Raw genomic sequence first — 11,200 nt, 5'->3', positions numbered from 1 at the left:
CGCCGCCAAGCGCGTCGAGCGGCCCGCACCGCTGCGTCAGGTCGTCTACGAAGCACTCGCCGAACTGATCATCAACCGCACCCTCGAACCCGGGCAGCACCTGGTCGAGGCCGACCTCGCCGAGTACCTCGGCGTGAGCAGGCAGCCGGTCCGGGAGGCGCTGCAGCGGCTGCAGAGCGAAGGCTGGGTCGACCTCCGCCCCGCCCAGGGCGCGTTCGTGCACCTGCCGACCGACGAGGAGGCCGACCAGCTGCTCAGCGTCCGCAGCGTGCTGGAGACGCACTCCGCGAAGCTCGCCGCCGGACGGGCCACCGAGGCCGACGTCCTCCGCCTGCGGGAACTGCAGCAGGCCGGCCTCGAAGCGCTCGCCCAGGAGGACACCGAGGGCCTGGTCGCGGCCAACGCCGCCCTCCACGCGTTCATCACCGAACTGTCCGGGAACAAGGTGCTGGCGGAGCTGATCGGCCTGGTCGACCGCCGGGTCCGCTGGTACTACACGCCGATCGCCCGGCCCCGCGGCCAGGACGCCTGGCACGAGCACGAAGAGCTGATCACCGCCATCGCCGCCCAGGACGCCGAAACGGCCGAGAAGATGATGGCCAAGCACACCGAACGGACCCGCCAGGCCTACCACGAACGTCCGGAAGCCCCCCGATCCTGATTTCGGCAGGACCGGGGAGCACCAACCGGATCAGCCGTCGGCAGCGGCCGACGGTCGCGCCACCAGCTCGGTTTCGGCGAGCTGGTGGCGCTTCCGGCCGGGCTGGCGCAGGAACAGCGTCAGCACCGCCGAAAGGAGCGCGATGCACCCGGCGAGGATGTACGCGCCCGTGTAACCCCACACGCTGATGACCCCGGCGGCGAGCCCGCCGCCGCCGACGCCACCGACCAGTTTCGCGCTGTAGACCAGCCCGTAGTTCGACGCGTTGTTGTTCTCGCCGAAGTAGTCCGGCACCAGCGCCGCGAACAGCGGGTAGAACGCGCCGCCGCCGAACCCGGTCAGGAACGCGAACACCATGAACAGCACCAGGTTGTGCGTGTTCCCGGCGTAGAGCACGCCGAACTGCGCGACGGCCGCGATCACCAGCACGAGGGTGAGCGTCTGCCGCCGCCCGAGCTTGTCCGACGCCCAGCCGACGACCGCCCGGCCGGTGCCGTTCACGATCGCCAGCACGCCGGCCGAAGAGGCCGCGACGAACGCGCCGAAGTGGCTCACCTTCGCGAACGGCACCTGGAAGTTGATGCCGAACAGCGACACCCCGCCGATGATCACCAGGCACACCCACATCAGCGGGAGCATGCCGGTCCGGACCGCTTCCATCGGCGAGAACTGCCGCACCGCGGGCGGGTTCTTGGCCAGTCCCCCGGTCGCGGACTTCCGGTCGCGGACCCAGGTGAGCGGGTCGACGTCCTTCGGCCACCAGCTCTTCGGCGGGTCCTTGAACAGGAACCCGCAGATCCCGACGGCGACGAGCATGTACACGCCCATGACGTCGAGGATCGTCGAATAGTTGGCCGGGGTGAGGAAGGCGGCGAACACGTAGATGAACGGGACGGCGCCGTAGGCGAAGCCGCCGTTGACGAACCCGGTCCGTGCCCCGCGCTTCTCGGGGTACCACTTGCCGACCATGTTGACGCAGGTCGCGTACACCAGCCCGGCACCGATCCCGCCCAGCACCGAGTAACCGGCGAACGCCAGCACGAGGTTGCCGCTGTGCGAAATCGTGAAGTAGCCGATCGCGCTGCACACCGCGCCGGCGAGCATGGCCGTCCGCGCCGACACGATGTTCTTCTCCCGCAGGCGCCCGGCCGGGAACGCGACCGCGGCCTGGAACACCGCCCAGATGCTGGCCAGCCAGAACGCGTCCGACAGCGTCCAGCCGTACTTCTCCTCCAGGGTGCCTTCGACGGCACCCCAGCCGTACTCGAAGACGCTGACCGCCATCATGGCGATCCAGGGCAGCCACACCATCCAGCCGCGCGAGCGCCCCATGATGTCGTGCGGGGTCTCCCCGACCCGGTACACCCGTCCGTTCTCGTCGGTGATCTCCTGGTACTGAGCTGTGGTCATGAAAGGTCTCTTTCGTCCGCGCCGGTTCGGGTCGTCTGCCGCTCTGCCGGCCGTCAGCCGGTGGCGGGGCGCACGACGAGCTCGGTTTCGGCGAGCCCGGAGCGCATCCCGCCGGGCTTGCGGCCCGGCTGGCGCAGGAACAGGGCGAGACCGGCGGCGAGCAGGCTCGTCCCGGCGGCCAGGTAGAAGGCCGGGCCGTAGCCCCACCCGTCGATGACCAGCTTCCCAAGGCCGGCGCCCACGATCCCGGAGACGAGCTTCGAGCTGTAGACGAGGCCGTAGTTGCTGGCGTTGTTGTTTTCGCCGAAGTAGTCGGCGGTCAGCGCGGCGAACAGCGGGAAGATCGCCCCGCCGCCGAACCCGGAAACCATCGACGCCAGCAGGAACAGCGGCATGCTGCCGATCGAGCCGGACAGGTACACCGCGACCTGGGCCAGCCCGAGCACCACGCAGACCAGCAGCAGCGTCTGCCGCCGCCCGTAGCGGTCGGAGATCCAGCCGATCACCCCGCGCCCGGCGCCGTTGATGACCGCCTTGAGGCTCATCGCCAGCGCCACGATTCCGCCCGCGAAGCCCATTTCCTTGCCGAACGGGACCTGCGCGGAGATGCCGAAGATGTTGACCCCCGCCGTGCACAGCAGGCAGATCCACATCAGCGGCAGCATCCCGGTCTTCAGCGCCTCCCGCGGCGTGAACTGCTTGACCGCGGGCGGGTTCTTCGCCAGCGACCGGCGCACGCGCGGGTCGTCCGGCACCTTCAGCGGGTCGACGTGCGCCGGCCACCAGTTCTTCGGCGGGTCGCGGAAGAAGAACCCGCTGATCGCGACGGCGGCGGCCAGGAAGAGCCCGACCGCGGGCAGGATGGTGCCGTAGTTGCCCAGGTCGAGGTAGTTCGTGAAGATGAAGATGAACGGGACGGAGCCGTAGGCGAACCCGCCGTTGACGAAGCCGGTCTTCCCGCCTTTGCGCTCCGGGTACCACTTGCCGACCATGTTGATGCAGGTCGCGTAGACGAACCCGGCCCCGCCACCGCCGAAGAGGCCGAAGCCGAGGTAGGCCCAGAAGACGGTCGGCGCGTAGGCCAGCGCGAGGTAGCCGAGCACGGTGCCGACCGCGCCGAGCAGCATCGCCGACCGGGCCGACAGCCGGCCGCTTTCCCGCATCTTGCCCGCGGGGAAGGCGACCGCGGCCTGGAAGAACACCCAGACGGCCAGCAGCCAGAAGATGTGCGCGCCGTGCCAGCCGTGCGCCGAGGACAGCGTGTCCTCGGCCGAAGTGAACGCGTATTCGGAGGAACTGATGGCCATCATGGCCACCCAGGGCAGGACGACCATCGTCCACCGGGGTCTGCCCATGATGTCCCGGTCGGACTCGCCGACGCGGTAGACTCTTCCGTTCTGGTCAGTGATCTCCTGGTACGTGGCTGCGGTCATAAGAGTTCTCTTTCGTCACCATTGACTCGTGTCCCTCTGCTGCCGTCGTGCGCGGTGGATCCTCGTCCTTTCCCGGTGAGTGGGCCAGCCCCTGTGGAGGGTCGTTCAGAGCAGGCCCGCCGCCCGCGCCCAGCGGTACTTCGCGCCGAGCACGGCCACGGGCTTTTCGGTCGTGTACGGGTAGGCGACGACACCGTGCTCGTAGAGGTAGTCGCTGGCTTCCTCCACTTCGACGTCCCCGGAGAGCGACGCGACGACGGGCTTGTGGATGCCCTTCGCCCGGTACTCCCCGACCACTTCGGACACCAGTTCCGCGAACACCATCGGCGGGGTGACGATGGTGTGCCAGTAGCCCAGGATCAGGGCGTGGATGCGGTCGTCCTCGAGGCCCAGCGCGATCGTGTTGCGGTAGGTCGAGGGCGGTTCGCCGCCGGTGATGTCCACCGGGTTGCCGGCCGCTCCGAACGGCGGGATGAACTTCCGGAACGCCGTGTCGAGGTCCGGCGGGATCGCCATCAGGTCGAGGCCGTTGTCGACGCAGGCGTCCGAGAGCAGCACCCCGGAGCCGCCGGCCCCGGTGATGATGACGACGTTCTCGCCCTGCGGGGTGGGCAGCAGCGGGATCCCGCGGGCGTACTCGAGCATGTCGTTCAGCCCGGGCGCCCGGATCACCCCGCTCTGGCGCAGGATGTCGTCGTAGACCTTGTCGTTGCCGGCCAGCGCGCCGGTGTGCGAACTCGCCGCCTTGGCACCCTGGGACGTCCGGCCGGCCTTGAGCACCACGACCGGCTTGCGCCGCGAGACCCGCTTCGCCGTCTCCGCGAACGCGCGCCCGTCCTTGAGGTCCTCGAGGTGCATGGCGATGAGCTCGGTGTTCTCGTCGTGCTCGAAGAAGGTGAGCAGGTCGTCTTCGTCGATGTCGGCCTTGTTGCCGACGCCGACGATCGAGGAGACGCCCATCTTCGCCGAGCGGCTGAACCCGAGGATCGCCATCCCGATGCCGCCGCTCTGCGACGAGAGGGCCACGCCGCCCTTGACGTCGTACGGGGTGCAGAACGTCGCCGACAGGTTCTCCGGCGTGTAGTAGTAGCCGTAGATGTTGGGCCCGAGGACGCGCACGCCGTGCTTGCGGGCGATCGCGACGACCTCGTCCTGCAGCGCGATGTTGCCGGTCTCGCCGAAGCCCGACGGGATGAGGATCGCTCCCGCCACGCCCTTCCGGCCCGCTTCTTCGAGCGCCGCGGGAACGAACTTCGCCGGGATGGCGAACACCGCGACGTCGACCTCACCGGGCACGTCGGTGATGCTCGCGTAGGCCTTGCGGTCGAGGATCTCGGCCGCCTTCGGGTTGATCGGGTGGATCTCCCCCGCGTACCCGCCGTTGACCAGGTTCTTCATCACCGAGTTGCCGATCTTCCCGGCTTCGGCCGACGCGCCGATCACCGCGACCGACGCCGGTTTCATGATCCGGTTCATCGAGGCGAGGATCTCCTCCTGGGTGAACCGGTGCGGCTCCTTCGCCGCGTCCGGGTCGACCAGGATCCGGACGTCGACCGCCGTCGCCCCGTGGGGGGTGGCGAGCACCGGGTTCAGGTCCACCTCCGACAGCTGTGGGAAGTCGGTGACCAGCTCGCCGAGACCGGTGATCACGGCGGCGAGGGCGGCGCGGTCGACCGGATCCGCGCCGCGGACGCCCCGGAGGATCTCGGCCGCCTGAATCCCGTCGATCATCGACAGGGCCTCTTCGGTGCTCGTCGGCGCGAGCCGGAAGGTGACGTCCTTGAGGACCTCCACCAGCACGCCGCCGAGGCCGAAGGCGACGATCTTGCCGAACGTCGGGTCGGTGACCGAGCCGATGATCACCTCCTGGCCCTCGGTGAGCATCTGCTGCACCTGGACGCCGAGGATCCGCGCTCCGGCGTCGTGGGCCTTCGCGTTCCCGACGATCCGCGCGAAGCCCGCCGTCACCGCTTCGGCGTCCTTCAGGCCGACGAGCACGCCGCCGGCCTCGGTCTTGTGCAGGATGTCCGGCGAGACGATCTTGAGCACCACCGGCAGTCCGATGGCTTCGGCGTGGGCCACGGCTTCTTCGGCCGTCGTCGCCAGCCGCTCGGCCGGCGTCGGGATGCCGTAGGCCTCGCAGACCGCACGCCCCTCGGGCGCGGTCAGCGACGACCGGCCCTCGGCCGCCGCCTGCTCCAGGATCTTTTCGACCGCCGCGCGATCCGCCACGTCAGATCACCCCTGCCGCGCGGAACTTCTCGAGTTCCGCTTCGCTGTAGCCGAGTTCGGTCAATACCTCGTCGTTGTGCTCGCCGAGCAGCGGCGACCGTTCGATCTCCACCGGCGAGTCGGACAGCTTCAGCGGGCAGCCGACGGTCTTGAAGCTGCCGCGCTCGGGGTGCGGAACCTCGACGACCGAGCCGAGTTCGGCCAGGGTCTCGTCCTCGATCAGTTCCTTCGTGGACAGGATCGGCCCGCACGGGATGTTGCAGGCGTTGAGCTTCTCCATCACCTCCCACTTGGTGTGCTTCTCGGTCCACTCCTCGACGAGGGCGAACATCTTGTCCAGTTTGGACAGCCGGACCTCGGGGGTGGCCCACGCCGGGTCGTCGGCCAGCTCGGCCTTGCCGATCAGCCGGGCGAGCGGGGCCCAGCCGGGTGGCTGGACGATCACGTAGATGTAGTCGTTCGGCCCGCCGGGCGCGCACTTGACCGCCCAGCCGGGCTGGCCGCCGCCGGAGGCGTTGCCCGAGCGCGGGACCTCGTCGCCGAACTGGTCGTTCGGGTACTCCCCCAGCGGGCCGTGGGCCAGCCGCTGCTGGTCGCGCAGCTTGACGCGGCACAGGTTGAGCACGGCGTCCTGCATGGCGACCTGGACGCGCTGGCCGCGGCCGGTGGAGGTCCGCTGGTACAACGCGGCGAGGATGGCGGCCACCAGGTGGATGCCGGTGCCGGAGTCGCCGATCTGCGCGCCGGTCGCGGTCGGCGGCCCGTCCTCGAAGCCGGTGGTGCTCATCGCGCCGCCCATCGCCTGCGCGACCACTTCGTAGGCCTTGAAGTCGGCGTAGCGGCCGGGACCGAACCCCTTGATGGAGGCGTAGACCAGCCGCGGGTTGAGCGCGGCCAGCTTCTCCCAGGGATAGCCGAACCGGTCGACCACACCCGGGCCGAAGTTCTCCACCAGGACGTCCACTCCGGACACGAGCCGCTCGAAGACTTCCTTGCCCTCGGCGCTTTTCATGTTGAGCGTGATGCTGCGCTTGTTGGCGTTCAGCATCGTGAAGTAGAGGCTGTCGACGCCGGGGAGGTCGCGCAGCTGGCCGCGGGTGATGTCGCCGCGGCCGGGGGTTTCCAGCTTGATCACGTCCGCGCCGAGCCAGGCGAGCAGCTGCGTCGACGACGGTCCGGACTGCACGTGGGTCATGTCGAGGACGCGGACGCCCTCCAGTGCCTTGCCCATGCTCTGGCCTCCGCTCACTTGTACATGGTCTGGTTCATGGTTCCGGGGGCGTACACGTCGGGATCGACCCAGACGTTGATCAGCGACGGCTTGCCGGACTCCCGCGCCCGCAGCAGCGCCGGCCCGATGTCGGCCGGGTCGCGGACTTCTTCGCCGTGGCCGCCGAGCATCCGCGCGAACTCGTCGTAGCGGACGTCGCCGAGGGTGTTGCCGACGCGCTCGCGCGGCAGCCCGTACTTCGCGGCCTGGCCGTAGCGGATCTGGTTCATCGAGGAGTTGTTGCCGACGATGCCGACGAACGGCAGGTCGAACCGCACGAGCGTCTCGAAGTCCCAGCCGGTGAGGCTGAAGGCGCCGTCGCCGAAGAGCGCGACGACCTCCTTGTCCGGGCGAGCGTGCTTGGCGGCCAGGACGAACGGGATGCCGACGCCGAGCGTCCCGAGTGGACCGGGGTCCATCCAGTGTCCGGGCGACTTGGGCTGGACGACCTGGCCGGAGAAGGTGACGATGTCGCCGCCGTCGCCGATGTAGATCGAGTCCTCGGTGAGGAACTCGTTGATCTCGTGGACCAGCCGGTACGGGTGGATCGGGCTCGCGTCGGAGTGCTGCAGCGGCAGCCGCTTCTGCTTCGCCTTCTCCTCCACGGCCTGGAGTTCTTCGAGCCAGGTCTTGCGGCCGACGGCGCCGTTGTCGGTGCGTCCCGACGCGGCCTCGGCGACGGCGGCGAGGACCTGGCCGGCGTCGCCGACGATGCCGAGGTCGATGTCGCGGTTCTTGCCGACCGTGCGGTAGTCGAGGTCGATCTGGACGACGGTGGCGTCCTTCGACAGCCGCTTGCCGTAGCCCATCCGGAAGTCGAAGGGGGTGCCGACGATGACGATGACGTCGGCGTTGTCGAAGGCGTAGCGGCGCGAGAGCTGGAAGTGGTGCGGGTCGCCCGGCGGCAGCGTGCCGCGGCCGGCGCCGTTCATGTAGGCGGGGATGTTCAGCGTCCGGACGAGCTCGGTCGCCGGCCCGGTCGCCCGGGTGGTCCAGACCTGGCTGCCGAGCAGGATGGCCGGCTTCTTGGCGTGCACCAGCAGGTCGGCGAGTTTCTCGACGTCCGCCGGGTCACCCGCGTTCCTCGTCGACGCCCGGTAGCGGCCGGCTTCGGGGATCCGGGCGTTCTCCAGGGGTACGCGCGCGTCGAGGACGTCGCGCGGGATCTCCAGGAAGGACGGTCCGGGCGCACCGGCGTAGGCCTCGCGGAAGGCCATGCTCACCAGGTCGGCGACGCGGGCGGTGTGCGGCACGGTGGCGGCGAACTTCGTGATCGGCGTCATCATGTCCACGTGCGGGAGGTCCTGCAGGGACCCCATCTTGTGCTGGGTCAGGGCACCCTGGCCGCCGATCAGCAGCATCGGGGATTCCGCCCGCAACGCGTTCGCGACGCCGGTGACGGCGTCGGTGGTGCCCGGCCCGGCGGTGACCACCGCGCAGCCGGGCTTGCCGGTGATCCGCGCGTAGCCGTCGGCCGCGTGCGCCGCGACCTGTTCGTGGCGGACGTCGATGACCTCGATGCCTTCGTCGACGCAGCCGTCGTAGATGTCGATGATGTGCCCGCCGCACAGGGTGAAGATCGTGTCGACCCCTTCGGCCTTCAGCGCCTTGGCCACCAGGTGGCCGCCGGATATCCCGGCAGGTTCGGCGCCGTTCGTCGCTGCGGCACTCTCCCCCGCGGTGGTGCCGGAAGTGGTCAGCGCCATGGCTCAACTCCTCTGGTCCGCCACCGGATCTCTCTTGTCCGGCGGTGCGTGTCACCTTTTTCCGAGGTCAGCGGCCCCTTCGCGGCAGACTGTAGATTGCATACCGTATGGGGTAGGCATATAGTCACTCTTCAAGCAGCCCGTGTCCAGGGCCATCCGCAGGGTTTTTCCGGACTCGAAACCGGCCCCCGCGGACCACCACTCCACGCCCTTCGCCCTGCCCCGCCGCGGAAAGGACGCTCCCGCATGGACCTCTTCGAACACGAAGCCCGCGATCTCTTCGAGAAGCACGGCGTGCCGGTCCCCCGTGGCCGGGTCGCCGCCGATCCGGCCGAAGCGCGGGCCGCCGCGGTCGCCCTCGGCGGCCCGGTCGTGGTCAAGGCCCAGGTGAAGACCGGCGGGCGCGGCAAGGCGGGCGGCGTCCGCGTGGTGCGGACCGCCGACGACGCCGAGCAGGCCGCCGACGACATCCTCGGGATGGACATCAAGGGGCACACCGTGCACCGCGTCCTGGTGACCGAAGCGAGCGAGATCGCGGACGAGTACTACCTGTCCTTCCTGCTCGACCGGACCGGGCGGACGTTCCTCGCCATGGCGTCGGCCGAAGGCGGGATGGAGATCGAGGAGGTCGCGGCCACCCGGCCGGACGCCCTGGTCCGCGTGCCGGTCGATCCGCTCGCCGGCGTCGACCCGGCCGCGGTGGCCGCCGCGTTCCCCGCCGACGTCCGCGGCGAGGTGACCGGCGTCGTCGCAAAGCTGTGGGACGTGTTCGTCGCCGAGGACTGCACGCTCGTCGAGGTCAACCCCCTGGCCCGCACCGCCACCGGAATCGTCGCGCTGGACGGCAAGATCACGGTGGACGACAACGCGGCCTTCCGCCGCTCCTCGTCGTTCGACGACACCTCGGACGGTGCTCCGCTGGAGCGTTCCGCCCGGGCGAAGGGCCTCAACTACGTCAAGCTCGACGGCGACATCGGCGTGATCGGCAACGGCGCCGGGCTGGTCATGTCCACTTTGGACGTCGTGGCGGCCGCCGCGGCCGAGGCCGGTGCGCGCGGGCCGGCGAACTTCCTCGACATCGGCGGCGGGGCGTCGGCCGAGGTGATGGTCGACGGGCTGACCGTCATCCTCGGCGACCCCCAGGTGCGCAGCGTGTTCGTCAACGTCTTCGGCGGCATCACCGCGTGCGACGCGGTGGCGACCGGGATCGTGCGGTCGCTGGAGATCCTCGGTTCCCGCGCCACCAAGCCGCTGGTCGTCCGGCTCGACGGGAACAACGTCACCGAAGGCAGGCGGATCCTCGCCGAGGCCGCCCACCCCCTGGTCACCGTGGTGGCCACCATGGACGACGCCGCCCGCGAGGCGGCGAAGCTCGCGATCGCGGAGGTCTGAGCCATGGCCATCTTCCTGGACGAGAACAGCCGGATCGTCGTCTCCGGCATCACCGGTTCCGAAGGCGCGAAGCACACGCGGCGGATGCTGGCCGCCGGGACGAACGTCGTCGGCGGCGTCAACCCGCGCAAGGCCGGGCAGCAGGTCGAGCTGTCCGGCCGTTCGCTGCCCGTGTTCAGCAGTGTCGCGGACTCGATGGCGGCCACGGGGGCCGACGTGTGCGTGCTGTTCGTGCCGCCGCCGTTCGTCGCCGACGCCGTGATCGAAGCGGTGGACGCGGGCATCGGACTCGCGGTGGTGATCACCGAAGGCGTCCCGGTGCACGACAGCGCGCGGCTGTGGGCGCACGCCGTCGCGGCCGGCGGGCGGACCCGGATCATCGGCCCCAACTGCCCGGGCGTCATCTCCCCCGGCCGGTCGAACGCCGGGATCATCCCGGCCGACATCACCGGCCCGGGCCGGATCGGCCTGGTGTCGAAGTCCGGCACGCTGACCTACCAGCTCATGCACGAACTGCGCGACATCGGCTTCTCGACCTGCGTGGGCATCGGCGGCGACCCGATCATCGGCACGACGCACATCGACGCGGTCGAGGCGTTCGAGAAGGACCCGGAGACCGACTTGATCGTCCTGATCGGCGAGATCGGCGGCGACGCCGAAGAGCGGGCGGCGGAGTTCGTGCGCGCCAACGTGTCGAAGCCGGTCGTCGGGTACGTGGCGGGTTTCACCGCCCCGGAGGGCAAGACGATGGGCCACGCGGGCGCGATCGTGTCGGGGTCGGCGGGCACGGCGGCGGCCAAGAAGGAAGCCTTGGAAGCGGCGGGAATCCGGGTGGGACGCACGCCGAGCGAGACGGCGGCGCTGGCCCGCGAGTTACTGGGCTGATGGAGCTCCGCCAGCTGGCGGTGGTGGTGGCGGTCGCCGAGGAGGGCGGCTTCACGGCGGCCGCCCAGCGCCTGCGGACGGTCCAGTCGACGGTGTCCACAGTGGTCCGGGCGCTGGAGCGGGACCTGGGCACGCCGCTGTTCCACCGCACGACGCACCGGGTGGTCTTGACGCCCGCGGGCGAGGCTTTCGTCCCCGCCGCCCGGGCGGC

Annotated in this window: 9 protein-coding genes; 4 read left to right on the top strand and 5 right to left on the bottom strand. The window is 70.1% G+C overall.

Annotated elements, in window-relative coordinates; translation table 11 throughout:
- Window positions 1-661 (top strand): GntR family transcriptional regulator (locus CCN39_RS39255; protein ID WP_086851045.1); only part of this gene is annotated, 661 nt, incomplete at its 5' end.
- A 30-nt stretch (window positions 662-691) separates the two neighbouring features.
- Here the strand turns inward: CCN39_RS39255 and CCN39_RS39250 are convergent.
- The 5 genes from CCN39_RS39250 to CCN39_RS39230 form a co-directional block, all read right to left on the bottom strand.
- Entirely contained in the window at window positions 692-2,071 is a 1,380-nt protein-coding gene (locus tag CCN39_RS39250) for an OFA family MFS transporter (protein ID WP_086851043.1), read from the bottom strand.
- 53 nt (window positions 2,072-2,124) lie between these two features.
- The gene (locus CCN39_RS39245) at window positions 2,125-3,504 is read right to left on the bottom strand and encodes an OFA family MFS transporter (RefSeq protein WP_086851041.1); all 1,380 of its coding nucleotides are present in this window, start codon (window positions 3,502-3,504) and stop codon (window positions 2,125-2,127) included.
- A 105-nt stretch (window positions 3,505-3,609) separates the two neighbouring features.
- Window positions 3,610-5,736: an acetate--CoA ligase family protein gene (locus CCN39_RS39240; protein WP_086851039.1), complete on the bottom strand. Its 2,127-nt coding sequence runs from the start codon at window positions 5,734-5,736 to the stop codon at window positions 3,610-3,612.
- A 1-nt stretch (window position 5,737) separates the two neighbouring features.
- Window positions 5,738-6,967 carry a formyl-CoA transferase gene (frc, locus tag CCN39_RS39235; protein WP_086851037.1) on the bottom strand — a complete coding sequence of 410 codons (1,230 nt, stop codon included), beginning with the start codon at window positions 6,965-6,967 and terminating at the stop codon, window positions 5,738-5,740.
- Window positions 6,968-6,981: 14 nt separating this feature from the next.
- Window positions 6,982-8,712, bottom strand: a complete 1,731-nt coding sequence (locus CCN39_RS39230; RefSeq protein WP_208630588.1) for a thiamine pyrophosphate-binding protein — start codon at window positions 8,710-8,712, stop codon at window positions 6,982-6,984.
- A 246-nt stretch (window positions 8,713-8,958) separates the two neighbouring features.
- Here CCN39_RS39230 and sucC point away from each other — a divergent pair, with 246 nt between their 5' ends.
- The 3 genes from sucC to CCN39_RS39215 all read left to right on the top strand — a co-directional run.
- Complete coding sequence (gene sucC / locus CCN39_RS39225) at window positions 8,959-10,104, top strand: ADP-forming succinate--CoA ligase subunit beta (RefSeq protein ID WP_086851035.1); 1,146 nt, start codon at window positions 8,959-8,961, stop codon at window positions 10,102-10,104.
- A 3-nt stretch (window positions 10,105-10,107) separates the two neighbouring features.
- Entirely contained in the window at window positions 10,108-10,989 is an 882-nt protein-coding gene (sucD, locus tag CCN39_RS39220; protein WP_086851033.1) for a succinate--CoA ligase subunit alpha, read from the top strand.
- A partial coding sequence (locus CCN39_RS39215) for a LysR family transcriptional regulator (RefSeq protein ID WP_167455315.1) occupies window positions 10,989-11,200 on the top strand: 212 nt, incomplete at its 3' end. The genes sucD and CCN39_RS39215, both read left to right, overlap by 1 nt.

It is taken from the genome of Amycolatopsis kentuckyensis, assembly GCF_002155975.1.
Lineage (GTDB): Bacteria > Actinomycetota > Actinomycetes > Mycobacteriales > Pseudonocardiaceae > Amycolatopsis > Amycolatopsis kentuckyensis.
The sequence above is the reverse complement of the archived record's forward strand: the minus strand, read 5'-3'. Positions and strand labels throughout refer to the sequence as shown.

What these genes read in the sequence shown, in the direction of transcription:
- sucD (WP_086851033.1), top strand. Translation starts at nt 10,108, where the DNA reads ATGGCCATCTTCCTGGACGAGAACAGCCGGATCGTCGTCTCCGGCATC.
- CCN39_RS39250 (WP_086851043.1), bottom strand. Translation starts at nt 2,071, where the DNA reads ATGACCACAGCTCAGTACCAGGAGATCACCGACGAGAACGGACGGGTG.
- frc (WP_086851037.1), bottom strand. Translation starts at nt 6,967, where the DNA reads ATGGGCAAGGCACTGGAGGGCGTCCGCGTCCTCGACATGACCCACGTG.
- CCN39_RS39245 (WP_086851041.1), bottom strand. Translation starts at nt 3,504, where the DNA reads ATGACCGCAGCCACGTACCAGGAGATCACTGACCAGAACGGAAGAGTC.
- sucC (WP_086851035.1), top strand. Translation starts at nt 8,959, where the DNA reads ATGGACCTCTTCGAACACGAAGCCCGCGATCTCTTCGAGAAGCACGGC.
- CCN39_RS39230 (WP_208630588.1), bottom strand. Translation starts at nt 8,712, where the DNA reads ATGGCGCTGACCACTTCCGGCACCACCGCGGGGGAGAGTGCCGCAGCG.